Raw genomic sequence first — 473 nt, 5'->3', positions numbered from 1 at the left:
GTACATGCGCGGCCGCATGAACGACGTGAAGAGCTACACCCCGCCGTACGTGCTCGGCGAGACGATGACCGGCGGCTCGATCGGCCGCGTCGTCGAGTCGTCGGCGGATGCNTGCCCGTCGGCACGCTCGTGCAGCACGACCTCGGCTGGCGCGACATCGCGCAGGCAGACGCGAGCGCATTCCGCGCCGTGCCCGAGCTGCCCGGCGTGCCGCACTCGGTGCGCATGGGCATCCTCGGCATGACGGGCATGACCGCGTACGTCGGCCTCACCGCGATCGCCGGCCTCAAGGAGGGCGACACCGTCTTCATCTCGGGCGCTGCCGGCGCCGTCGGCACCGCTGCGGGCCAGATCGCGCGCCTGCTCGGCGCGAAGCGCGTCATCGGCTCGGCGGGTTCGGCCGAGAAGGTCGCGCTGCTCACCGAGAAGTACGGCTACGACGCCGCCATCAACTACAAGGATGCGCCGGTGCG

At 71.4% G+C, this 473-nt stretch carries 2 protein-coding genes; both read left to right on the top strand.

Features of this window, described 5'->3' with window-relative positions; all coding sequences use genetic code 11:
- The first annotated feature begins 4 nt into the window (after positions 1–4).
- The gene (locus ID132_RS15470; protein WP_459562429.1) at positions 5–244 is read left to right on the top strand and encodes a hypothetical protein; all 240 of its coding nucleotides are present in this window, start codon (positions 5–7) and stop codon (positions 242–244) included.
- Positions 130–473 (top strand): zinc-binding dehydrogenase (locus ID132_RS13545; protein WP_459562426.1); only part of this gene is annotated, 344 nt, incomplete at its 3' end. The genes ID132_RS15470 and ID132_RS13545, both read left to right, overlap by 115 nt.

This window comes from Gulosibacter sediminis (assembly GCF_014904065.1).
Classification (GTDB): Bacteria; Actinomycetota; Actinomycetes; order Actinomycetales; family Microbacteriaceae; genus Gulosibacter; species Gulosibacter sediminis.
Note: the sequence above shows the minus strand (reverse complement) of the source record. Positions and strands in the feature narration are given on the sequence as shown.